Origin of the sequence: Polaribacter sp. Hel1_85 (assembly GCF_000766795.1) — a bacterium.
Classification (GTDB): domain Bacteria; phylum Bacteroidota; class Bacteroidia; order Flavobacteriales; family Flavobacteriaceae; genus Polaribacter.
The window spans coordinates 1,088,287-1,110,261 of sequence record NZ_JPDS01000002.1; the positions used below are offsets into that span (position 1 = coordinate 1,088,287).

General features: G+C 28.2%; 25 protein-coding genes. 17 read left to right on the top strand and 8 right to left on the bottom strand.

Annotated elements, in window-relative coordinates; genetic code table 11:
• Positions 1 to 27 precede the first annotated feature (27 nt).
• Together PHEL85_RS11955 and PHEL85_RS11960 are read right to left on the bottom strand one after the other, a co-directional pair.
• Positions 28 to 642 (bottom strand): tetratricopeptide repeat protein, encoded by a 615-nt coding sequence (locus tag PHEL85_RS11955; protein ID WP_036825282.1) that lies wholly within the window; start codon positions 640 to 642, stop codon positions 28 to 30.
• Between the two features lie 3 nt (positions 643 to 645).
• Positions 646 to 1,191: an RNA polymerase sigma factor gene (locus PHEL85_RS11960; RefSeq protein ID WP_036825283.1), complete on the bottom strand. Its 546-nt coding sequence runs from the start codon at positions 1,189 to 1,191 to the stop codon at positions 646 to 648.
• A gap of 101 nt (positions 1,192 to 1,292) precedes the next feature.
• Between PHEL85_RS11960 and PHEL85_RS11965 the strand changes: the two genes are divergently transcribed.
• The 17 genes from PHEL85_RS11965 to tsaB all read left to right on the top strand — a co-directional run bounded on the left by PHEL85_RS11965 (position 1,293) and on the right by tsaB (position 18,781).
• Positions 1,293 to 2,693, top strand: coding sequence for a hypothetical protein (locus PHEL85_RS11965; RefSeq protein ID WP_036825284.1), 1,401 nt, complete (start codon positions 1,293 to 1,295; stop codon positions 2,691 to 2,693).
• 11 nt (positions 2,694 to 2,704) lie between these two features.
• Positions 2,705 to 6,046 (top strand): leucine-rich repeat protein, encoded by a 3,342-nt coding sequence (locus PHEL85_RS11970; protein ID WP_036825287.1) that lies wholly within the window; start codon positions 2,705 to 2,707, stop codon positions 6,044 to 6,046.
• Positions 6,047 to 6,053: 7 nt separating this feature from the next.
• On the top strand, positions 6,054 to 6,800 hold the full coding sequence (locus PHEL85_RS11975; protein WP_036825288.1) for a hypothetical protein: 747 nt from the start codon (positions 6,054 to 6,056) through the stop codon (positions 6,798 to 6,800).
• Between the two features lie 151 nt (positions 6,801 to 6,951).
• Positions 6,952 to 7,692, top strand: coding sequence for an energy transducer TonB (locus tag PHEL85_RS11980; protein ID WP_036825289.1), 741 nt, complete (start codon positions 6,952 to 6,954; stop codon positions 7,690 to 7,692).
• Between the two features lie 67 nt (positions 7,693 to 7,759).
• On the top strand, positions 7,760 to 8,506 hold the full coding sequence (gene deoC / locus PHEL85_RS11985) for a deoxyribose-phosphate aldolase (protein WP_036825291.1): 747 nt from the start codon (positions 7,760 to 7,762) through the stop codon (positions 8,504 to 8,506).
• A 3-nt stretch (positions 8,507 to 8,509) separates the two neighbouring features.
• Positions 8,510 to 9,082 carry an acyltransferase gene (locus tag PHEL85_RS11990; RefSeq protein WP_036825294.1) on the top strand — a complete coding sequence of 191 codons (573 nt, stop codon included), beginning with the start codon at positions 8,510 to 8,512 and terminating at the stop codon, positions 9,080 to 9,082.
• Position 9,083: 1 nt separating this feature from the next.
• The gene (locus PHEL85_RS11995) at positions 9,084 to 11,156 is read left to right on the top strand and encodes a hypothetical protein (RefSeq protein ID WP_036825296.1); all 2,073 of its coding nucleotides are present in this window, start codon (positions 9,084 to 9,086) and stop codon (positions 11,154 to 11,156) included.
• Positions 11,157 to 11,410: 254 nt separating this feature from the next.
• Positions 11,411 to 12,277 carry a heme o synthase gene (cyoE, locus tag PHEL85_RS12000; RefSeq protein ID WP_410477252.1) on the top strand — a complete coding sequence of 289 codons (867 nt, stop codon included), beginning with the start codon at positions 11,411 to 11,413 and terminating at the stop codon, positions 12,275 to 12,277.
• A 2-nt stretch (positions 12,278 to 12,279) separates the two neighbouring features.
• On the top strand, positions 12,280 to 12,867 hold the full coding sequence (locus PHEL85_RS12005; protein ID WP_200882353.1) for a heme-copper oxidase subunit III: 588 nt from the start codon (positions 12,280 to 12,282) through the stop codon (positions 12,865 to 12,867).
• A 58-nt stretch (positions 12,868 to 12,925) separates the two neighbouring features.
• Positions 12,926 to 13,909, top strand: coding sequence for a cytochrome c oxidase subunit 3 (locus PHEL85_RS12010; protein ID WP_036825298.1), 984 nt, complete (start codon positions 12,926 to 12,928; stop codon positions 13,907 to 13,909).
• An 18-nt stretch (positions 13,910 to 13,927) separates the two neighbouring features.
• Positions 13,928 to 14,269, top strand: a complete 342-nt coding sequence (locus PHEL85_RS12015; RefSeq protein ID WP_036825300.1) for a cytochrome C oxidase subunit IV family protein — start codon at positions 13,928 to 13,930, stop codon at positions 14,267 to 14,269.
• 82 nt (positions 14,270 to 14,351) lie between these two features.
• Positions 14,352 to 15,014: a hypothetical protein gene (locus PHEL85_RS12020; RefSeq protein WP_235318273.1), complete on the top strand. Its 663-nt coding sequence runs from the start codon at positions 14,352 to 14,354 to the stop codon at positions 15,012 to 15,014.
• The gene (locus PHEL85_RS12025; RefSeq protein WP_036825302.1) at positions 15,011 to 15,712 is read left to right on the top strand and encodes an SCO family protein; all 702 of its coding nucleotides are present in this window, start codon (positions 15,011 to 15,013) and stop codon (positions 15,710 to 15,712) included. Before PHEL85_RS12020 ends, PHEL85_RS12025 begins: the two co-directional genes overlap by 4 nt.
• Positions 15,705 to 16,244 (top strand): DUF420 domain-containing protein, encoded by a 540-nt coding sequence (locus PHEL85_RS12030; protein ID WP_036825304.1) that lies wholly within the window; start codon positions 15,705 to 15,707, stop codon positions 16,242 to 16,244. The genes PHEL85_RS12025 and PHEL85_RS12030 overlap by 8 nt, the downstream gene beginning before the upstream one ends.
• Positions 16,237 to 16,458, top strand: coding sequence for a hypothetical protein (locus PHEL85_RS12035; RefSeq protein WP_036825306.1), 222 nt, complete (start codon positions 16,237 to 16,239; stop codon positions 16,456 to 16,458). Before PHEL85_RS12030 ends, PHEL85_RS12035 begins: the two co-directional genes overlap by 8 nt.
• Before the next feature lie 221 nt (positions 16,459 to 16,679).
• Positions 16,680 to 18,011, top strand: a complete 1,332-nt coding sequence (locus PHEL85_RS12040; protein ID WP_036825307.1) for a TolC family protein — start codon at positions 16,680 to 16,682, stop codon at positions 18,009 to 18,011.
• Positions 18,012 to 18,094: 83 nt separating this feature from the next.
• On the top strand, positions 18,095 to 18,781 hold the full coding sequence (gene tsaB / locus PHEL85_RS12045; protein ID WP_036825308.1) for a tRNA (adenosine(37)-N6)-threonylcarbamoyltransferase complex dimerization subunit type 1 TsaB: 687 nt from the start codon (positions 18,095 to 18,097) through the stop codon (positions 18,779 to 18,781).
• On the opposite strand, the gene PHEL85_RS12050 is transcribed toward tsaB, so the two are convergent.
• From PHEL85_RS12050 to gcvH, 6 genes are all read right to left on the bottom strand, one after another.
• On the bottom strand, positions 18,771 to 19,571 hold the full coding sequence (locus PHEL85_RS12050; RefSeq protein WP_036825310.1) for a mechanosensitive ion channel family protein: 801 nt from the start codon (positions 19,569 to 19,571) through the stop codon (positions 18,771 to 18,773). The genes tsaB and PHEL85_RS12050 overlap by 11 nt on opposite strands.
• A 63-nt stretch (positions 19,572 to 19,634) precedes the next feature.
• On the bottom strand, positions 19,635 to 19,991 hold the full coding sequence (locus PHEL85_RS12055; RefSeq protein WP_036825311.1) for a DUF1304 domain-containing protein: 357 nt from the start codon (positions 19,989 to 19,991) through the stop codon (positions 19,635 to 19,637).
• Between the two features lie 73 nt (positions 19,992 to 20,064).
• Complete coding sequence (locus PHEL85_RS12060; RefSeq protein WP_036825312.1) at positions 20,065 to 20,265, bottom strand: dodecin family protein; 201 nt, start codon at positions 20,263 to 20,265, stop codon at positions 20,065 to 20,067.
• 180 nt (positions 20,266 to 20,445) lie between these two features.
• Positions 20,446 to 21,165: an energy transducer TonB gene (locus PHEL85_RS12065; RefSeq protein WP_036825314.1), complete on the bottom strand. Its 720-nt coding sequence runs from the start codon at positions 21,163 to 21,165 to the stop codon at positions 20,446 to 20,448.
• A gap of 58 nt (positions 21,166 to 21,223) precedes the next feature.
• Complete coding sequence (locus PHEL85_RS12070; RefSeq protein ID WP_156109199.1) at positions 21,224 to 21,607, bottom strand: VanZ family protein; 384 nt, start codon at positions 21,605 to 21,607, stop codon at positions 21,224 to 21,226.
• Positions 21,573 to 21,953 carry a glycine cleavage system protein GcvH gene (gcvH, locus tag PHEL85_RS12075; RefSeq protein ID WP_036825315.1) on the bottom strand — a complete coding sequence of 127 codons (381 nt, stop codon included), beginning with the start codon at positions 21,951 to 21,953 and terminating at the stop codon, positions 21,573 to 21,575. Before gcvH ends, PHEL85_RS12070 begins: the two co-directional genes overlap by 35 nt.
• Between the last annotated feature and the right edge of the window lie 22 nt (positions 21,954 to 21,975).

The window sequence follows — 21,975 nt, forward strand, 5'->3', positions numbered from 1 at the left end:
CTATATATTTTGCTTGCAAGAAAAAGATTAATTTATTGATTTGATTAACTCTTTAGTTGCTTCATTTTTAATGTTTTTTTTCTGCAGTTTTTTTAGATAGATTAAAGCAGCATCAGTATCATCTAATTTTATAGCAATTAAAGCTAAATACCAAATACTTTCTTGGTTCCATTCTTGTGTGTTTTGAGTTTGACTGAACAGTGCTTTTGCTTTTTCAAATTGTTTTAACTGTAAATAAGAATTTGCTTTGTAAAAGCAAATAGTAGCAACATCAATAGAATCTTGAGGTGTTAATTGATTAAAGCCATCAATTGCTTTTTCATATTCTCCTTGCTCATACAAACTGAAAATTTGAGCTTTTTTACTTAGATTTATTTGATCTCTAACAATAGGTTCTACAACATTCTCATAAGGAGAAAAATATTTAGAGTACAATTCTTCATTACTTAAAGACTGATTAAATAGCAGAAAATAACCACTGAAACCTAAAAGAATAACAATAGAGGCAGCAATCTGCCAATTAAATCTCTTTTTAGAGGTTTTTAATGAAGTTTCAATAGAACGTAAGAATGCTTTCTGAATTTTACGTTCTTCAGTAGTAATTGCTTTTTTTAGATGTTTATCAAACTCTTTATCTTCCATGAGTTAGTTGTTAATCTTTTCTTTTAATTGTTTAATACATCTAGATTTCTGACTTTTTACTACATTTTTATCTTTGTAGCCTAATCTATCAGAAATTTCATCTATAGTAAAACCTCTGTAGTAAAAAAGTCGTAATACTTCTTTACATTTTTTGCCAAGAGAAGCAAACCCTTTTTGTAACAAAAGTTCTAATTTGTTTGGTGCTTCTTCAAAAAAATCTTCAGCAATACTTTTGTAATTATAATCTTCTTTTTCTAAAGGAAAATCTAGCACTTTTTTTTGAGTTTTTCTAGCTTTTTCAAATAATATATACTTACCAATGCCAAACAAATAGGTTTTAACAGAGCAGTTTAGGTTGTCTATTTCTCCTTTAAAAGCTTTTTCAGATAAAACAATAATTGCGTCTTGATATGCGTCAACAATATCATTTTCAGAAACTTTAAATTTTCGAGCAAAATTGATAAAAGGAATTCTATTTTCTATGTATACCATTTTAAGCGCTTCTTTATCAGATTCTTTTAAAAGTAAGATAAGTTGATGTTCGCTCATTAATGTTTGAAAAAGTGAAAGGTTAACAAAAAAATAAAAGTAAATAAAAAAATGTTAACCTTTTGGTTTTAGAATCATTAAACAAAAAAAATACTTTAAAAATGATTCTAAACACTAACCACAAAACACTAACCACACTTCTAGTTTTATCAATATTTTTTGTGAATACTACGAATGCTCAATTTTGGAAAAAATTAAAAAACAAAGTTCAACAGAAAGTAGAAAATAAAATTGAAAAAGAAGCTGATAAGAAAATTGATAGCTTATTAGAAGGTAAAAAGAAGGCAATTAAAAAAGAAGCCCCAAAAACAAATACGATTGATGATCGATTAAAATCTTACGGATCTGCTTCTATAAATCATTCTAACACTTACCCTACTATTAAAATTAGTCACGTAAGTAGAGCTAAGGTTAATAAGATTGGTAATAAATTCAAAATAAAAGGACATTGGGGCACAACAAGTGCAGATGTTTTTGATGGTTATAATATTACAATAAAAAACACTTCACTTGAAGATCTTAAGCAAGGAAAAACATTTCAAATTCCAAGCGAAGCCAATTTGTATATTGGATATGATCCTTTATTAGATGAAAGAGAAAACAGAAAAGAACTTTGGAAAGGTGCATTTGAAAACAAAGTAGAAAGCGGAACTATTACAGTAAAATTTGTTAAAGACAATAGTTTGTCTATTTCTTTTTCTGCTAATGGTACATTAAGTAAATATATAGAGACAAATAGACAATTGGAAGAAGGTTATTATGATAAAAAACCAATGACTATTGATGGTTTTGTTACTTCAAGCGATCCAGAATACACAATAACAAGAGAGACTAAAACGAAAGAAAAAGATCCAGTTGATACTCTTACAGAAGATGAAAAAATGGAAATGTTAAGTAAAGCTTTACCAACAGTGAAAATTCCATCAACCTTTAGTTTTAATAAAGGTATTAAAGTAAAAATGACAGATGATAGAGGTGATGCTCAAACTGTAGAATTTTTTATTGGTAAATATCCAGACATTTATGGAATGTCTGTTGCTCCTAAAGAAATGCAAGGTCAAGAAATGTTGATTGTAAACACTCCAAAAGCAATGACAATGTTTATGAATATGGGGGGAATGAAAATTAAAAAATCGACTTCTATAGAACAAATGGGAGACCAATATAATATGGAAGATAAAATTCCAGAAGAAGGCGATTTTGAATACAAAAAAACAGGAAAAACTAAAACAATTATAGGCTATTTGTGTGAAGAAGTTAAGGTAGATTATAATTACACTAACCAAAAAGGAAGTACTTCGTTTTGGATTTCTAAAAAATTTCCTATTCAAAATAAAGCTTTGCCAATGTTGGGTATGAAAATGAATAACCCCAATTTTTCTGGTTTTGTTTTAGAAATGAATACCATACAAAATGGAAAAAAATTTACAATAGAGGTTATAGGTATTTCTGATAAAAATGTTTCTATCAACACAAATGATTACAAAAAAATGGGATTTTAAAATAAAAAGCTATGAAAACAAGATTACTATTAATATTCGCCTTTATTATTTCTGTAGGAAGTATACAAGCACAAGATTTTACTGTTGATGGAATTAATTATACAATTACAGATAACGTAAATCAAGAGGTAGAAGTTTCTGCAAATTCTTGTTATGTTGGTGCTCTAACATTGCCAAGCACTATTGATAATTTAGGAACAACTTACACAATTACTAAAATTGGTGTTAGTGCATTTAGGTATTGTACAGACATTACTCAAGTTACTATCCCAAACTCTGTTTTAGAAATAGCAGCTACAGGTTTTGCAAATACGTCAAATCTAGAAACTGTTTCTATGCCAAACTCTGTAAAAACTATTGGAGATGCTTCTTTTGCAGATTGTGCAAATTTAATAACACTTACCATACCAAATTCAGTAAATAGTATTGGAAAATCAGCTTTTGCAAATTGTAGTAAATTAACGACAGTCGAGTTACCCAATAATCTAAATATTATAAATGAGCAATTATTTTTTAACTGTTCAAAACTAACAACTATAACTATTCCAAATTCGGTAACAACAATACAAAAAGAAGCATTTAAAAAGTGTTGGGAGTTAGTAGATTTAACATTGCCACCAGCATTAACAGAGATTGGAGATGAGGTTTTTAATACATGTTTAAAATTAAATAATTTAGATTTTCCTAATTCACTTTTAACTATTGGTTATGGTGCTTTTTCTGGATGTAGAGCTTTTACAGAAGTTAATATACCCAATTCAGTAACTTCTATGGGTTCTTCAGTTTTTGAAAATTGTTTTGGTATAACAAACATTATAAACTTACCTAATTCTATAAATACAATTCCAGATAGAACTTTTGCTGAATGTATAGGTTTAACAACATTTACCACTCCAAATCACATAACTGCTATTGGAAAAAATGCTTTTGATACTTGCGAAAACTTAGCAGAAGTAATAATAAAAGATTTTGTAACAGATATAGGTGAAAGTGCTTTTACTAATTGTCCTAAATTAACAGATGTTACACTTTCTAATAATATTACAGAGCTACCATATGGTGTTTTTTCAAATTCAGGTGTAGTTAATGTTAATATACCAACTTCTTTAGAGGTTTTAGGTTCTTCAGTATTTGCTGGTTGTGAAGACTTAAAAGTTATTGATTTATCAACAGCTATATCTTTAAGAGAGATAAAAGATTCTGCTCTTGCAGGAACAGGTTTAATTTCTGTTGATATTCCAAACTCTGTTACTACTTTAGGGGAGTATGTATTTAGTTCTTGTTATAGTTTAACAACAGTAAATCTCCCAAACACTATAAGTGTTTTACCTAGTTACACTTTCCGATTTTCTGATAGTTTAACAGACCTCAACTTAAACTCTTCAATAACAAAAATAGGTAGAGCTGCTTATGAAGGTTGTAGTGGGTTAATAAATATTACAATACCAAGTACAATAGAAGAAATTGGTCAAAGTGCTTTTGAAAGTTGTAATAATCTTCAAACTATTACTATACCAGATTCAGTTTTAAGTATAGGTAACTATATATTTTTTAAATGTACTAATTTATCAACAATACAATTATCATCATCAATTAGAAAAATTCCACATGGAGGTTTTGGTGATTGCTTTAGTTTACAAGAAGTGCAAATTCCTGACTCTGTTGCAATTATTGAAGGGTTTGCATTTTCTAAATGTTCAAGTTTAACTAATATAATTTTAAGTAATACTTTAACAACTATTGAGTCAGAATCTTTTGCTAATTGTACAAGTTTAATAAATATATCCATTCCAGAAACAGTTACTTCTATTGGAAACTATGCATTTCATAACAACACATCATTGGAGGCAGTAAGTGTAAAATGGACAAATCCATTGTATGTTCCTAACCTTACTTTTAGTCAAGTTAATACTTCAAGCGCAAAACTTTATGTACCTATAAATACTAAAACATCCTATGAAACTGCTGATGTTTGGAAAGATTTTGGAACCATTACAGAAGGTGATATTGTTGGAAAAGATTACACTTCAATTCCAGATACAAACTTCGAGCAATATTTAATTGATCAAAATATAGATTCTGATAACACAATAAATGGGCAAGTTTTAACAGCAGATATAGAAAATATAACTCAAGTTATAGTTAATGATAAAAACATATCAAACTTAACAGGTATTCAAGATTTCACAGCACTTGTTGAGTTAAGTGCAGCAAATAATCAGATAACGACAATAAATCTAAGTAAAAACTTGCTACTAGAAAAATTATTTATTGCTAATAATAATCTTTCAACTTTAAATATATCCAACAACATAAAACTTAAAAATTTAGATGTAGGCGAAAATAGTTTAAGCATTCTAGATGTTCATCAACTAATAGATTTAGAAACTCTTTCTTGTTATAAAAATCAATTGACTACCATAAATTTAATTTCCAACAAAAAATTATTATCATTTATAGCAAATGATAATCAATTAAAATTTTTGGATATTAGAGAAAACACAGCATTATTTTGGTTGGATTTAGATGATAATTTATTAGAAGATTTAATGTTGAAAAATGAGAATAACACAAAAATCACCAATTTTAGTGTAACAGGTAATCCAAATTTAATCTGTATAGAAGTAGATGATGTTTCATTCAGTCATTCAAATTGGACAAATAAAGATGATACAGCCAACTACTCTATAGATTGCGCACCTTTAAATGACGATTGTTCTAAAGCAATTCCATTAACTTTTGGGCAATTAACTCCTGGAGATGTAATTAGTGGTACAACAGAAAATACGAACCCAAGTTGTGCTGTTGGAGATGTGTTTACAGATGTTTGGTATACTGTTGTTGTGCCAAGTACAGGAGAATTTAGTATAGAAGGTTCCTCTCCAATAGGAACTGTAAAATTTGCCATTTACCAGTCTTGTGCAAGTATAAGTGCAATTGCTTGTGGAACTTCAATTTCTTTAAAAGACTTAGAAGTAGGTACTCCGTTTTATTTAAGAGTGTGGTTAGAAACAGATAACTCTAAAAGTGCAGACATTCAGTCTGATACAGGGTTGTTTAGTTTGACAGTTAGTGAGTCTAGTGTTTTATCAACAGATAATTTTACAGCGCAAAGCACAGAATTATTAGTGTATCCAAATCCAGCAAAATCAAAAGTATCAGTCTCATTAACTAATAATACTAAACTTCAAAAAGTAGATGTTTATACTATTTTAGGTGATAAAATTTTCAGCCAAAATGGATTAAACAAATCTGAATTAGATATTAACGTTGCTAATTTATCAACAGGAATATACTTTATAAGAGTAAAATCAGAAAAAGGAATACAATCAAAAAAATTAATTATTAAATAAAAATGTTATGAAAACGAAAAACACAAACATCAAACAAATTAAAAACTTATTATTAATTACAATATTAAGTACAATAGTTTTATTTTCTTCATGTAGTTCTAATGATGATGAAAATCTTGATCAAAATGGCAATTTATCAGAAATTGTAATGCAAGATTTTAAAGAAGATATAGAGAACCTTTCAGTGCCAGAAAGTTTATCAAATTCAAGTAATCAGTATGCTATACAAGCAAATATGCAATTTGAATCTTTAAGGCAATTAAGCTCTTCATTTGCACAGTTATTTACAATTCCTGCAAATGCAATTTCAAGTAAATCAACAACAAAAACTGCAGTAAAATCAACCTCTTTAGCAAATAAACAAACCTACACTTGGTCTTCTGGAGATACAAGTGTAGAGTATACTATCACAGAAGAATCAGACAGGTATTCTTTTACCTATTATATAACATCACCAGATTTAACAGGTAAATTAATGGATGGTTACCAATTAATAGATGGTAGTTATGCAGAAGTAAAAATGTATTATAATAATGAGGTGATTTCAGCAGTAAAATGGTGGGTAAATGATAATGAAATTAAAATTGAATTAGATTCTGATGATTATAAATTGATATTAGAATCTAACACTTTAGATTACTCTGGTAATTTAAAAGTGTATTATTCTAATAAATTAACAGCTTTATATCAATGGAATTCAGATGGTTCTGGTACGTATACAAATTATTATACAGAAGAAACCTATAGTTGGTAATGTTTAGCAAAATCATTATGTAAATCACAATTGATAGATAGGGTTTTTACAACCTAAATTGTGCAGCAGTATCAAGTTATTATTTGATGCTGCTTTTTTTTGGCACGTTCTTTGTTTTTAACAAGTCTTTAACATTTAAAACTTTCTAATTATGAAAAACACAAAAAAACTACCAACCAAACAATTAGAAAAATTCTCTAACATTTTTACCCAGTTAGGGTTAGTCTTAGTGCTCTTTATTGTTTACGTAACATTAGAACACCAAACCGTACAGAAAACAGTTGCTGTTTTAGAACCAGAGAAAAACGATGTCGTTAATTTTGATCCTGCTACAGAAGTTCTTTTTACAAAAGAACCTAAAGCTGTTCCAAAAGTAAAAAAACCGAACACTGTATTTATTTTTGATGAACCTATTAAAAAAGGTGATGACAATATCATAGAAATATCTATTGATACAACAGATGAAACACCAGAATTAATTGATTTGGATAATTTTGAAGAAATTATAGAACCTGAAAATTTTAATCCAGAAGATGAAGTAGACTTTATAAATATTCAAAATGCACCTGTTTTTAAAGGTTGTGAAAATCTATCAAAAGAAAAAAACAAACGTTGTTTTGATAAAAAAATGAAACAGTTTGTAACACGTAATTTCGATATTGGTTTGGCAAATGAATTGGGTTTACACGCTGGTAAACATAAAATTCAGACGCAATTTGTTATAGATGATAAAGGTGAAATTGTTGATGTAAAAATAAGAACTGCCTACAAAGCTTTAGAAAAAGAAGCAAATAGAATTATAAAAAAGTTGCCAAAGTTTAAACCAGGAAAACAAAATAGTAAAACTGTAAAAGTGAGGTATAATTTACCTATCTCTTTTAGAATAGAATAAAAAATCACCCAACCAAAAGGTTGGGTTTTTTTATCTTTAATTTTTTATAATTTCATACTTTTGTAATATGGAAATCAATCAATATTTAGATGCTACTTACTTAAAAACAGCAAGTCAAGCAAATCTTTCAGAAGAAGCAAATCAACAAAAAGTTATCGAATTAATCAAAGAAGCTATTTTGTATGATTATAAGTTAATAATGATTCGTGCTAACTATATTTCATTAGCAAAAAAAATGCTTCAAGAAGCAGGTAAAGATATTCTTATTGGTACAGTAATTGGTTTTCATGAAGGAACTTACACTACAAAAGAAAAACTAGAAGAAGCTCAGAAAGCAATAGATTTAGGAGCAGATGAATTAGATTTTGTTGTTAATTATGAAGCTTTTAAAAAAGGTGAAATAGATATAGTAAAAAATGAAATTACAAAAGGAATTGAATTATCATTAGATAACAATAAGGTTGTAAAATGGATAATTGAAGTTGCTGCATTATCAAATAAAGAAATAATTGTAATTTCACAATTAATTAAAGACATTGTTTTTACTGTTTTTGGAGAAGAAAATGCGAGTAAAGTTTTTGTAAAATCATCTACAGGTTTTTTTAAAACAGAAAACAATTTACCAAATGGAGCTACGTTTGAAACAATGAAGTTAATTGCAGAAAACTCTAAACCATTAAAAATAAAAGCAGCAGGTGGTGTAAGAGATTATAAAACAGCTGTAAAAATGATTGAACTAGGAGTAGATAGAATTGGTACTTCTTCTTCTAAAGAAATTGTTACTAAAGAGAAAAACTCAAATTCAGGATACTAATTTATGGCAGAATATTTTGCACATGAAACAGCAATAATTGATCAAAATTGCAGCATTGGGAAAGATACCAAAATTTGGCATTTTAGCCATATAATGTCTAATTGTGTAATTGGTGAACAATGTAATATTGGTCAGAATGTTGTAGTATCTCCAGAAGTTGTTTTAGGTAAAAATGTTAAAGTGCAAAATAATGTTTCTATTTATACAGGCGTTATTTGTGAAGATGATGTTTTTTTAGGTCCATCAATGGTTTTTACAAATGTAATTAACCCAAGAAGTGCCATTAAAAGAAATACAGATTATCAAAAAACTATTGTTAAAAAAGGCGCAAGTATAGGTGCAAATGCAACTATTATTTGTGGAAATAATATAGGTAAATTTGCTTTAATTGGTGCAGGAGCTGTAGTAACAAAAGAAGTTTTACCTTATGCACTTGTTGTAGGAAATCCGTCTAAACAAATGGGTTGGGTAAGTGAGTATGGGCATACTTTAGAATTTAACGTAAATGGAATTGCAACCTGTAAAGAAAGCAATCAAAAATATCAATTAAAAAACAACACTGTTATAAAATTATAGGATGATAAAAAAATACATATTTTTAGTTTTATTATTTCCCTCAATATTTTTTGCTCAAGAAGAAAGATATCCAACTTTCGATGTTTGTAAAGGTGAAGAGATACAGTCTTTAAAAGATTGTTTTTATGCTACAACTAAAAAACATTTTTTTGCAGAATTTAAAACACCTCCAGTTGTAGAAAATGAAGGTTTTAATGGAACAGCAAATACTATTTTTGCTGTTACAGCAGAAGGTGATTTTAAATTGATTTACGTAAATACACCTTACGAAGAAATTAGAAAAGAGGTAAAACGAGCTTTTAAAGTTTTTCCAAAAATTACTCCTGGGTGGTATAATAATCATGCAATAGAAATGAAATTTGAGCTTCCTATAAAATTTCCTATAATAGAAGATTCAAATACTAATATTGTTGATGAAAATACATCTATAGAAGTAAAAAAAGAAAGTTTATTCGATGTTGTAGAAAAAAATAGAATTGCAGATTCTACCTTTTTAGAGCATAATAGTAAATTAAACATTCCGTTTACGCACAAAAATTATGTAGATTATGAGTATGCTTTACATAAAGCAAAAGGAACTCATACAGCTTCCAAGCCATATACCTACAAAGAGATAAGCAAGCATTATAATCTTACTGAAGAAAAAAAGAAATTTTTAAAACCAAATAAAAGAACTTGGTTAGGTAATAAAGTTTGGAACGAGCATTTATTACAAATAAAAAAGAAAGATTATTGGCTTACTGTAGATTTTTTAATGGATGTTCAGTTAGGTAAAGATAATTCTGATTTAGCCTACACATATAATAATTCTAGAATAGTAAATGTAAATGGTGAAATTGGTGGAAACTTTTCATTTTCTACCAGCTATTATGAAAGTCAAGGCAGGTTTGCAGAGTATATAAATACATATATTACAAATCCTGCTTTAAATTTTAAACCTAAAAATTCAGAAGGTTTAGTTCCTGGGAGAGGAAAAACGAAAGGTTTTAAAACAGATTCTCATGATTACCCAGTAGCAGAAGCTTATTTAGCTTATACGCCAAATAAACACATGCAATTTCAATTTGGAAATGGTAAAAATTTTATTGGAGATGGATACAGATCTTTTATTTTATCAGATGTTTCTTCACCAACTACTTATTTAAAAATGAAGATAGATTTATGGAGGTTTCAATATACGAATGTATGGATGTGGAATACAGAACCATCAATAAGTTCAGTTTCAGATCCAAATGAACACGCAAGAAAGTATGTAGCAGCTCATTACTTAAGTGTAAATATTACAGATAAATTAAACCTAGGTTTTTTCGAAACAGCAATTTCTGCAGGAGAAAACGGTATAGATGCAGGTTTTTTAAATCCTATAATATTTTATAGATCTTTAGAATTTAATAGAGGAGAAGATGCTGGTAACGCAATTATTGGTGTAACAGGTAAGTATAAATTTAATGATAATATTTCCTTGTATTCTCAGTTAGTAATTGATGAGTTCTCTGTTGGAAATATTGGAGATTTAAGCGATTGGAGACATAAATATGCTTATCAATTAGGAGTAAAATATTTTGATGCTTTTAAAGTTGAAAATTTATTCTTACAGTTAGAGTACAATCGTGCTCGTCCTTATACTTTTGCTCATAAATCGCCTATCTTAAATTATGGAAATTACAGTCAGCCACTTGCACATTTATGGGGAGCTAATTTTTGGGAAGCAGTTGCAATTGCTAGATATAAAAAAGATAGATGGAGTGGAAGTGCAAAAATTATTTTGGGTAAAAAAGGATTTGATTTAGAAGACCAAATTGTAAGTTATGGAGGTGATATTTATCAATCTTATGAAGATAGACTTTCTGATACTGGTATTGAACTAGCACAAGGAAATACGGCAAACATTTTTATAGGAGATCTACAGGCCAATTATTTAATTAACCCTTCTAATAATACAAATTTATTTGCAAGTTTATCTTTTAGAAATTTTTCACCAAACACAACTTTAACAAGTATTTCTTCGGGTACAAATGTTTGGTTATCAGTAGGTGTTAGAGCAGACTTGTTTAATTGGTACTTCGATTTTTAAATTTTTATTATTTATTGGTAAAATCAATAAATATTATATATATATTTGCAGTGTGATTTATTTATAAATCACACTTTTTCTTTTTCATAGCAATTTTCCCACTCAATTTATTGAGTGGGTTTTTTTTGTTCAAGTTAAAAGCGGTTAAAAATATGGTAAAGTCATAATTATCAAATACCTTTGCAAACTATTTTTTGTAAAATGAGAAAAATAATAATTTGGATACAACAATAATTACAGATAATAAAACATCTATGCAGGCTATTATATCAGACTTTAAACAATTAACAAAAGTTGGATTGTCTTTAAGTGTTGTGTTTTCTTCTATTGCAGGATATTTACTAGCAATTGATGTTATTAACTATTTTACACTTTTTCTTTTAGCTATTGGTGGCTTTTTTATGGTTGGTGCTTCAAACGCATTTAATCAAATTATAGAAAAAGATACAGATGCTATAATGAAACGTACGCAAAATAGACCGCTACCAACAGGTAGAATGTCTGTTAATCTTGCACTTACATTAGCAATTCTGTTTACAATTTTTGGTCTTACAATTTTGTATAGTATAAACCCTAAAACAGCTTTATTTGGTGCAATTTCTATATTTTTATACACTAGTGTTTATACACCTTTAAAACCAGTAACACCTTTGTCTGTTTTTGTAGGTGCAATTCCTGGAGCAATACCTTTTATGTTAGGTTGGGTTGCAGCTACTAACAATTTTGGTTTAGAAGCAGGTTTTTTATTTATGATTCAATTTTTTTGGCAATTTCCACATTTTTGGGCAATTGGTTGGTTACAAGATGAAGAATATAAAAAAGCTGGCTTTAACATGCTTCCAATGGGTAAAAAGGATAAAGGAGCAGTAAAACAAATTATGTTTTACACAGTAATTATGATTTTAGTATCAATTGCACCTGTTTTAAAATTGTCTGGAGCATTTTACATTCATCCTATAACAGCAATAATTGTTGCTTTATTAGGGGTATATATGTTGTATTTTGCAATTAAGTTGCATAAAAGTGAAGATAACATTGATGCAAGAAAACTAATGTTATCAAGTGTTTTATATATTACAGTAGTTCAAATTATATACGTTGTAGATAAATTCTTACATTAATAATGATACAAGAACAAACATTACAAGAAGAATTAACGGTTGCTAAGAAAAAATCAGCAAAACCTATGTTATGGATATCCATGATTAGTATGGTGATGTTTTTTGCAGGCTTAACAAGTGCATATGTTATAAGTATGAAAAGAGATGATTGGGTTTCTTTTGATTTACCTCAAGCATTTTATATCAGTACTTTTTTTATTGTTGCAAGTAGTATTACGCTTTTTTTATCTCAAAAATTCTTAAAAAATGATAAAAGACAACTCTCATTAATCTTAATTATTGTTACTTTATTATTAGGAATTGGATTTATTTGGCAGCAATATGTAGGATTTAATCAGTTAAAAAGTGTAGGTCTATTTTTCACTGGGCCAGAAAGTACAGTGTCTACATCTTTTATAATAGGGATCACTTTTATGCATGTTTTACACCTGTTAGCAGGAGTTTTAGTACTTTTGGTTGTTATTTATAATCATTTTAAATACAAATACAAATCAGACAATATGCTTGGGTTTGAACTCGGTGCAATCTTTTGGCATTTTGTAGATATACTATGGATTTATCTATTTTTCTTTTTCTATTTTATTAGGTGATGAAAAATAGTTATTTTTGGCGGACTAACTAAGAACACTAATTAATAGAAATTATTATATGGAAGCAAATATTGCTATACCAACAGATGGTAAAGAAACTTGGAGCGGTGGTGGAGTAAAACCATTTGGAGCAAGTTATGGTAAAATGATGATGTGGTTTTTTATCGTTTCTGATGCTTTAACCTTTACAGGATTTTTAGCAGCCTATGGTTTAACACGATTTAAATTTATTGATTCTTGGCCAATCGCAGACGAGGTGTTTACTCACTTTCCTGGTTTGCATGGTGTACATGCACCAATGTATTATGTGGCTTTAATGACATTTATTCTTATTGTTTCTTCTGTAACAATGGTATTAGCTGTTGATGCAGGTCATCAAATGAAACAAAAAAAGGTAGCTTGGTATATGTTTGCTACTATTATTTTTGGAATCATTTTTGTTGGATCTCAAGCTTGGGAGTGGAAAAATTTTATCAATGGTTCTTATGGAGCAGTAAAAACAACTGATGGAAAAATTTTACAATTTGTAAAAGATGGTCATCAAATTGCATTATCTGACTTTGTTGTTGGAGAAAGAACAGATGGAAGGGTACAGCATAAAAGAGAAAATGGATTGTGGTTTGAAAAAGAAGCAGCAGTTTCTACATATTCTATAGCTCAAATTCAAGAAGCTTATAGTTCAAATTCAGACATTCAAATTCGTTCAGAATTAATTGATGCAACAACTAAACAAAAAAGAATTCTTTCTAGAGAAGAAGGTTTAGCACAATTAGCAAAAACAAAATTAGTTGTTGAAGGAGCAAACTTGAAAGTAAATGAATATGGAAATACCATTTTTGCCGATTTCTTTTTCTTTATTACAGGATTTCATGGGTTTCACGTATTCTCAGGAATTATTATAAACATCATTATTTTCTTTAATGTTATTTTAGGTACTTACGAACGTAGAGGACATTATGAAATGGTTGAAAAAGTAGGGTTATATTGGCACTTTGTAGATTTAGTTTGGGTATTTGTATTCACATTCTTCTACTTAGTATAATTTATAAAAGAGATTAAGATGGCACACGCACACGAATCAAGTAAAAAAAGAATTTGGATAGTTTTAATACTATTAACAGTAATAACGACAGTTGAAGTTGCTTTAGGTATTGTAAAACCAGCTTCATTATATCTTACTAGTATTTTAGGTACTAGTCCTTTAAACTGGATATTTATCATTTTAACATTGGTAAAAGCATATTATATTGCTTGGGCATTTATGCATTTAGAGGGTGAGAAAAAATGGTTTAGACGTTCAATTGTATGGACTGCAGTTTTTTTAATTTGTTATCTAATAACACTTATGTTAATTGAAGGAGGTTATTTACATAGCACACTAGCACCACTTGTAAAATGGTAATTTAAAAAATTAATAAGGTGGTTTTATAACCACCTTTTTTTTTGGACTGAACTTGATTCAGTATCTTTATAAAAATTAAATGATGAAACTTACGAAAAAAAGAGTTGTATTATTTTTACTATTTATTTTTCCTTTAATCTGTTTTTTAATTTTATCAACAGGAAAAAATAATTTTACCAAATTACCTGTTGTTACTCAAAAAGTTGTTGATATTTCTACAATAGATACAACAAAAACATTCCAAGACAATATATCGTTAGTTTGTTTTCTAGGGGATGATATTAATGCTCATAAAGGAGGTTTTTTCAATCTTAATGAAAAAATCTATAAGAAATTTATAGAGTATAATAATTTTCAAATATTGGCTATTTATCCCGAAGGTAAAGAGGAAGAAGTTAAAAAAATTAAAAAAGAAATTAGCGCTTTTACAGATATGCTTAAATGGAACTTCATTGAAGGTTCTAAAGAAGAAATAATTGCACTACACAATAGCTTTAATTCTAACGATTCTCTTTCTAACTTATACACATCTAAAGTTTTTTTGATTGATAAGAAAGGTGATTTAAGAGGGAGAAATAATGATGAAGACAATAAAGAAAGAAAACTCTTTGGATACAATATGAACTCTGTTTCTGAGTTAAATGGTAAGTTAAAAGATGATGTTTTAGTACTTTATTATGAGTATTATGCAGCATTTAAAGATAAAAACAAAAATAAAGCGGATAGAAAAGAAGTAGGGTTATGAACAAAAAGTATTCTTACATAGGTATTTCATTTATTATTCTGTTATTCGGTATTTATGTTGTTAGAAACATAGATAGTAGAGTAGATAAGGATGAATTAATTCAAGATAATCGACTAAATAAAATTGATAAAAACTCTAAAAAATCTAGTAGTTTATATACTTTTAATAAAGTGCCAGATTTCGAGTTTATAAATCAGAATGGTAAAATTATCACCAATAACGATTATAAGGGGAAAGTATTTGTAGTTGAATTCTTTTTTACAACATGTCCAACAATTTGCCCAATCATGAATCAAAAGATGTTAACGATTCAAGATGAGTTTCAAGGAAATCAAAACTTCGGAATTGCATCTATATCCATTACTCCAGAAATTGATTCACCAGAAGTGATGAAAGAATATGCTAAGGTTCATAAAATAACGCATCCAAATTGGCATTTATTAACAGGTCAACCAGAAGAAATAGTGTATGCTTTATCAAACAAAGGATTTAAATTATTTGCAGGAAAAGGAGATGAAGATCATGGAGGTTTTGAGCATTCTGGTTTGTTTGCCTTGGTAGATAAAGAAGGAAATATTAGATCTAGGAAAGATAAATTTGGAAATCCAATTATGTATTACAGAGCTTTAAAAGAGCAAACTTTCCCTGATCAAATAAAAGAATTAAAAGAAGATATTAAAATTTTGTTGAATGAGTAATTTAGCACAAGAAAAAAGATACAAGAAAATAATTACAGCTCTATCAATTATAATTCCTATAGCTGTTGCAGCTTTATTTGGTGTAAATTTAAGAAAACTAGGTTTTAATGTAGCGCCTTTAACTTTTTTACCACCAATTTATGCATTTATAAATGGATTAACAGCCGTTATTTTAATTGCAGCTGTAATTGCAATAAAAAAAGGAAATAAAAAATTACATGAACAACTTACTACTTTTGCTATTGGTTGTTCTTTAGTTTTTTTACTCTTATATATTGGTTATCATATGACCTCAGATTCAACTAAATTTGGTGGAGAAGGAGTAATAAAATACATTTATTATTTTATTCTTTTAACTCACATTGTTTTATCAATAGTTATAATACCGTTTGTTTTAACAACATTTATGAGAGCAAAGTTGGGAAACTTTCCTCAGCATAAAAAAATAGCAAAAATTACATTTCCATTATGGTTATATGTTGCTATTACTGGTGTTGTTGTCTATTTAATGATATCTCCATATTATGTATAAAAAAAACATTTTATTAATAGTTTTATTGATGTTCTCAACATCAAAAGTTTCATTCTCACAATGTGCTATGTGTAAAGCTGTAGTAGAAAACGGAGATGTTTCTATGGCAGAAGGAGTAAACAACGGAATCACATATTTAATGGTGTTTCCATATCTTTTAATTGGTGTTTTATTCTATGCAATTTATAGGTACAAAAAGAAAGCTAAAAATTAACATTTCAATAAGAGTAAAATAGTGTAACATATTTTACTTTTAATCGTCTTATTAGCACTATCAAAAGATATAAGTGTTCAATATTGAGCAGAAAGTGTTCGTTTTAAAACAATTATCAATAATTATTTAGAGTAACTATTTGATTATTAGTTAGTTTTGTGAATTTTATCTTTTGGCATAACCATTGAAACTAATTATTGAAATTATAAAATTTACAGATTTTGAAAACTAAACTTTTACTAGCAATTGTTGTATTAACATCAATAACAACTTTTTCTCAAAAACAATGGACTCTTAGAGAGTGTGTTGATCAAGCATTAGAAAAAAACATTTCTATTCAGCAAAATAAATTAAGTCTAGAACTTGCTAAAAAAGATGTAGATATTGCCAAAGGAAATTTTTTACCTAATTTAAATGGATCTAGTAGCGGAAGTTTTAATTCAGGTTTATCTTCTGATGAAAATGGGATATTAAAAAACACTAATAATTTTAGTTCTAATTTAAGTTTATCTGGTGGTGGCGTTATTTTTAATGGCTATAGAAATACAAACACATATAAACAAGCTCAGTTAGGAGTAGAATCTAGTTTGTATGATTTAGAAAAAATTGAAAACGATATCTCTTTATTTGTTGTAGATGGATATTTAAATATTTTGTTTGCAAAAGAAAATTTAAATGTGGCAAATGTTCAATATGAAATTAGTAAAAAGCAAATTGAAGCTGCAAAGAATAGATTCAATGCAGGAGTTATACCAAAAGGAGAATTATTAAATACAGAATCTACAGCAGCAACTAACTTGCAAAACGTTATTACAAGAGAAAATGCTCTAGATATTGCTTTATTAAATTTAGCACAATTATTACAAGTTCCTGTTGAGGGTTTTGATGTTGCTTCTATAAATGTAGGAACTCCATCAGCTAATTTATTATATAAAAATTCAAGTTCTGTATATGATAAGTCCTTAACCAAAATGCCAGAAATAGCAAGAGCTAAGTTAGCTATTGAAAATGCAGATTTAAACGTAGAAATTGCAAAAGGTGCATTTTTACCTACTTTATCTTACAGTGTAAGTATAGGAACTTCATATTATCACCAATTTAATAATTTATTAGCTAATCAAGTGAATTCCTCTTTTTTTACTCAATTTGAAGAAAGACTTCAAAAAGGAGCTGGTTTATCTTTAAGTATTCCAATTTTTAACAGGTTTCAAACAAAAAATAATGTTGCAAAATCTATTATAAATAGAGAAATTTCTGAAACTAGATTAGAAAGTGAAAAACTAAATTTAAAGCAAACAATAGAGCAGGCTTTTTTGGATGTAAAATCAGCTTTAAAAACATATGAAGCTTCTAAGATTTCTTTGGAAGCACAAAAAGAAGCATTTAAAAATGCACAAGAAAGATATAATTATGGAGCAATGACCTTGTTCGATTTTGATCAAGTAAGAAATCGTTTAGTTAGTGCAGAAGCTTCACTAATTAGTTCTAAATATGATTATGTTTTTAAAACAAAAGTATTACAATTCTATTCTGGAGAACTAGTTTTAGAATAAATAAAAATATATTAACAATGAAGCCTCGAAAAATTGCGAGGTTTTCTTTTTTCTATAACTTATATTTGCATAAAATTTAGAATTTGGCAATAATCCTTAACATAGAAACTGCAACAAAAAATTGCTCTGTTTCCGTTGCAAAAAACGGAGAAGTTTTAGCAATAAAAGAATTGAATAATGGGTTTTATTCTCATGCAGAGGTTTTACATCCTTTTATTGTAGATATTTTAAAAAAAACAAATATTAGTTCTAATGAAATTGACGCTGTAGCTGTTAGTAAAGGCCCAGGTTCTTATACGGGTTTAAGAATTGGAGTTTCTGCTGCAAAAGGGCTTTGTTTTGCTTTTGATAAACCATTAATCTCTATTGAAACTTTAGGTGCTTTAGCTAATGCTATTTCTATAGATGATGGAATTATTGTTCCTATGATAGATGCAAGAAGAATGGAAGTTTACTCCTCTGTTTATGATAACACTTATCAGCAAATAAGAGAGATTAAAGCAGAAGTAATTGATGAAAATTCTTTTTCTGAATATTTAAAAAACGGACAAGTTTATTTTTTAGGTGATGGGGCTCATAAATGTAAAGAAGTTATCACACATAAAAATGCAATTTTTATTGATGGTAAATTTCCTTCTGCTAAAGAAATGGCAGTTTTGTCCTTTAATAAGTACAAAAAAAACGACATCGAAGATGTCGCTTATTTTGAACCTTTTTATTTAAAAGATTTTGTTGCTATTCCTGAAAAGAAAAAGAAACCTACTTTTTAATATTTACTTGATGAGGATAAGGAATTTCAATTCCTGCTTTATCGAGCTCTAATTTTACATTTTCAGTAACTTCAAAATATACATCCCAATAGTGTTCTGTTTTACACCAAGGTCTTACTGCAAAATTTACAGAACTATCTGCTAATTCAGCAACTGTTACTCCTGGAGCAGGATCTTTTAAAACCTTAGGATGTGAAGTTAAAACATTCATCAATACTTCTTTCGTCTGCTTAATATCTGCATCATAAGAAACACCAATAGTTAAATCTACACGTCTTGTTCCTTCTGTTGTGTAATTAACAATGTTTCCATTAGACAAAGTACCATTAGGAATAATGATTTCTTTGTTAGATAACCCTGTAAGTTTTGTTGTAAAGATTTCAATTTCTTTTACGACACCGATCTCACCTTGAGCTTCAACTAAATCACCCAATTTAAACGGTTTAAAGATCATAATTAAAACACCTCCAGCAAAATTTGCAAGAGAACCCTGTAGTGCTAAACCAACAGCTAAACCTGCAGCAGCTATAATGGCAGCAAATGAAGTTGTTTCTACTCCTAATTTAGAAATTACAGTAATTAATAATAAGATCTTAAGTAACCAGCCAACTAAGTCTCCTAAAAATTTTTGTAAGGTTTCATCAATTCCTCTAGCCTTCATTAATTTTCTAGAAGTTTTTACAACGATGCCAATAACAAACAAACCAATAATAAGAATAGCTAATGCTACTAATATTTTAGGTGTGTATTCAATGATTAACTCTTTTAAATTTTCAATGTATTTTTCCATTTTATTTTTGTTAGAAATGAGTTGCAAAAATAAAGGTTTCTTGTTAAAAATTGTAAAGAATAGTTAGAATAATAAAATTAAAATTATTCCTAAAGATGCTGGAATAGTTTGAATATAAAGGATGCTTTTTTTCTTTGTAGAATAAGAGCCATATATACCTGCAATAAATACACAAATTAAAAAGAACATAGCAAAATCTGTATTTTTGATAATGATAGACCAAATTAAACCAGCAGCAAGAAATCCATTATATAAACCTTGGTTTGCCGCCATTACTTTAGTTTCTTCAGCAAAATCCTTGTTCTTTAGTCCAAAAGTTTTTATCCCTTTTTTTGTTGTCCATAAAACCATTTCTAAATATACGATGTAAATATGAATTAATGCAACGAAACTAATAAAGATGATTTGAACAATTTTCATGGAATAATTTTTAAAATAAAAAAAGCGATTTAATGCTAAAATCAAATCGCTTTTAAGTAGTTAGTTTTTATCTTTAATTTACTTCGAAAGTAATTTTTAAGTTTACTCTAAATTCAGTAACATCATTATCATTAACAACTGCACTTTGAGATTGTACAAATACCGATTTGATGTTTTTTACTGATTTTGCTGCGTGTTTTACAGCTTTTCTTGTAGCTTCTTCCCAACTTTTCTCTGAGTTTGCTAATACTTCAATAACTTTCATTACTGCCATAATCTTATTTTTTTTGATTTATATATAGTAAATATATCGATTTTTTTTTGAAAACTTCTTAGGGTAATAATTAATAGTTTGTTAAAGGATTCTATTTTTTTCATTTTTCAATGAAAATTATTGCAAAAAAAACCGTTTAGAATTTTACTTCTAAACGGTTTTTATATTTGTTTATTTCTATTACTCTACAAGTAAAGTAAAAGGAATACTATATTTTACACCTACTGGCTTACCTCTTTGTCTACCAGGTTTCATTTTAGGTAATTGTTTCATCACTTTAATAACTTCACTTTTAATTTTTGGGTGTGGAGCTCTAGCTTGAATGTTTACAATGTTTCCGTTTTTATCAATTTTAAAACCAATAAATACTCTTTTCTTACCTGCAGACAAACCTAATTCATTTGGTAAATCAGCGTCAAATTTTCTTGAAAAGTGTTTCTGAACTTTTTTACTGAAACAAGCTTTTAATTGTGCTTTTGTTCCTTTACATCCAGGAAATACAGGAACATCTTCAATAATCATGAAACTTACATCCTCAACAACTTCTTCAACTTCTTCAACTTCTACAATCTCTTCAACTTCTACAGCTTCAGTTTCATCTGTTTCAGTAGATTCAATTACAGTTTCTTCAACTTCTTTTTCATCTTCTACAATTTCAATTTTTTCTGGAGCTGGTGGTGGTGGAGTTTTTGGTTTAACTGGCTCTACTCTTTCAGTAATTACAGTTTCTTCTTCCATTTCAGCATTCATTGTCACAGACCCTAAATCTCCAATATTTCTATCGTAAGTTTTCTTCTCTATAGCAGCATAAGTTACAAAAAGGGCTAAAACTAAACCAATTTGCATAAATATTTTGCTATAATTTTCTAAGTTTGACTTCGGGTTTTTCTTAATTTCCATTGTAAAGAGTTTTTAATAGTTCGCTAATTTAATTAAATTATTGGTTTATATACAAGTCTTAATGTGAATTATAGTTAATTTTTCTCAAAATTTGATTAAAAACTATCAATCCTAGCACAATTCCTAGTGTATTTGCAAGAATATCTTTAAAATCTCCTGTTCTATACGTAGTTAATGTGTCTTGTAATACTTCAATAATTATGCCATAAATGATACAACCTATAATTATTAAATACTTTAGAGTTGGTTTCTTATAAAAAGAGAATAACCAACAAATTGTTAATGTAAAGTATGCAAATAAATGATAAACTTTATCAATTTTGCTAAAGTTCCCTTCAACTTTAGGCATTTTCATCAAGCTTAAATATGCAATACTAATTGTAATACATATTGCTATGATAAAAAGATTATCCTTGAATAAGCTTTTTATAAGCTTCTGCATCTAGTAAGTTTTCTATTTGTGAACTGTCTGACATTTCAATTTTAATCATCCAACCTTTTCCATAAGGGTCTGAATTTACTAATTCTGGCTCATCTTCTAATTCTTCATTAAATTCTATTACTTCACCTGTTAAAGGCATAAATAAATCAGAAACTGTTTTAACAGCTTCAACAGAACCAAAGATTTCTCCTTCTTCAACTGTATCATCTAATGTATCTACATCTACATAAACGATGTCACCTAATTCTCCTTGTGCAAATTCTGTAATCCCTACTGTTGCTATGTTGCCTTCAATTTTAATCCACTCATGATCTTTAGTGTATTTTAATTCTGATGGTAAATTCATTCTATTAATAATTTTATGTTGT

Bases quoted from the DNA above. Each gene is read 5' to 3' on its own strand.
- PHEL85_RS11955 (WP_036825282.1), bottom strand. From the start codon at position 642: ATGGAAGATAAAGAGTTTGATAAACATCTAAAAAAAGCAATTACTACT.
- PHEL85_RS11960 (WP_036825283.1), bottom strand. From the start codon at position 1,191: ATGAGCGAACATCAACTTATCTTACTTTTAAAAGAATCTGATAAAGAA.
- PHEL85_RS11965 (WP_036825284.1), top strand. From the start codon at position 1,293: ATGATTCTAAACACTAACCACAAAACACTAACCACACTTCTAGTTTTA.
- PHEL85_RS11970 (WP_036825287.1), top strand. From the start codon at position 2,705: ATGAAAACAAGATTACTATTAATATTCGCCTTTATTATTTCTGTAGGA.
- PHEL85_RS11975 (WP_036825288.1), top strand. From the start codon at position 6,054: ATGAAAACGAAAAACACAAACATCAAACAAATTAAAAACTTATTATTA.
- PHEL85_RS11980 (WP_036825289.1), top strand. From the start codon at position 6,952: ATGAAAAACACAAAAAAACTACCAACCAAACAATTAGAAAAATTCTCT.
- deoC (WP_036825291.1), top strand. From the start codon at position 7,760: ATGGAAATCAATCAATATTTAGATGCTACTTACTTAAAAACAGCAAGT.
- PHEL85_RS11990 (WP_036825294.1), top strand. From the start codon at position 8,510: ATGGCAGAATATTTTGCACATGAAACAGCAATAATTGATCAAAATTGC.
- PHEL85_RS11995 (WP_036825296.1), top strand. From the start codon at position 9,084: ATGATAAAAAAATACATATTTTTAGTTTTATTATTTCCCTCAATATTT.
- cyoE (WP_410477252.1), top strand. From the start codon at position 11,411: ATGCAGGCTATTATATCAGACTTTAAACAATTAACAAAAGTTGGATTG.
- PHEL85_RS12005 (WP_200882353.1), top strand. From the start codon at position 12,280: ATGATACAAGAACAAACATTACAAGAAGAATTAACGGTTGCTAAGAAA.
- PHEL85_RS12010 (WP_036825298.1), top strand. From the start codon at position 12,926: ATGGAAGCAAATATTGCTATACCAACAGATGGTAAAGAAACTTGGAGC.
- PHEL85_RS12015 (WP_036825300.1), top strand. From the start codon at position 13,928: ATGGCACACGCACACGAATCAAGTAAAAAAAGAATTTGGATAGTTTTA.
- PHEL85_RS12020 (WP_235318273.1), top strand. From the start codon at position 14,352: ATGAAACTTACGAAAAAAAGAGTTGTATTATTTTTACTATTTATTTTT.
- PHEL85_RS12025 (WP_036825302.1), top strand. From the start codon at position 15,011: ATGAACAAAAAGTATTCTTACATAGGTATTTCATTTATTATTCTGTTA.
- PHEL85_RS12030 (WP_036825304.1), top strand. From the start codon at position 15,705: ATGAGTAATTTAGCACAAGAAAAAAGATACAAGAAAATAATTACAGCT.
- PHEL85_RS12035 (WP_036825306.1), top strand. From the start codon at position 16,237: ATGTATAAAAAAAACATTTTATTAATAGTTTTATTGATGTTCTCAACA.
- PHEL85_RS12050 (WP_036825310.1), bottom strand. From the start codon at position 19,571: ATGGAAAAATACATTGAAAATTTAAAAGAGTTAATCATTGAATACACA.
- PHEL85_RS12055 (WP_036825311.1), bottom strand. From the start codon at position 19,991: ATGAAAATTGTTCAAATCATCTTTATTAGTTTCGTTGCATTAATTCAT.
- PHEL85_RS12060 (WP_036825312.1), bottom strand. From the start codon at position 20,265: ATGGCAGTAATGAAAGTTATTGAAGTATTAGCAAACTCAGAGAAAAGT.
- PHEL85_RS12065 (WP_036825314.1), bottom strand. From the start codon at position 21,165: ATGGAAATTAAGAAAAACCCGAAGTCAAACTTAGAAAATTATAGCAAA.
- PHEL85_RS12070 (WP_156109199.1), bottom strand. From the start codon at position 21,607: ATGCAGAAGCTTATAAAAAGCTTATTCAAGGATAATCTTTTTATCATA.
- gcvH (WP_036825315.1), bottom strand. From the start codon at position 21,953: ATGAATTTACCATCAGAATTAAAATACACTAAAGATCATGAGTGGATT.